Genomic DNA, 334 nt, shown 5'->3' with positions numbered 1-334 from the left:
GTCAAGCCAAGGAATATCAAAACCGGGAACTGGATTAATCCTGCACCGCCACCACTTAATGCCGAAAAAGTATTTGCCAGCAAAGAAATGACAAACAGAATAAAATGTTCAATAAAGCTCAATTTAATAAGGCTCTCTGGGAAAACATAATGATTTCAATACGCTTTGTAGCGGCTTCGATGCTCAGCGCAACATTATTAATTGCCACAACCGTATCAGCGGCTCAACTGTACCGTTTTACTGACGAAAACGGTATCCCCACAATAAGCAAAACGTTACCGGCAGAAGTTGCTCAACAAGGTTACGATATTCTGGATGAGAAAACGATGCGGGT

Annotated in this window: 1 protein-coding gene; it reads left to right on the top strand. The window is 41.9% G+C overall.

Features of this window, described 5'->3' with window-relative positions:
• Positions 1 to 149 precede the first annotated feature (149 nt).
• Positions 150 to 334: DUF4124 domain-containing protein (locus B3182_RS11405; protein WP_292752797.1), on the top strand; the 185-nt coding region annotated here is incomplete at its 3' end.

Origin of the sequence: Methylophaga sp. UBA4204 (assembly GCF_002379485.1) — a bacterium.
In the GTDB taxonomy this organism is placed as follows: domain Bacteria; phylum Pseudomonadota; class Gammaproteobacteria; order Nitrosococcales; family Methylophagaceae; genus Methylophaga.
This window is presented reverse-complemented; position numbering and strand designations above follow the sequence as displayed.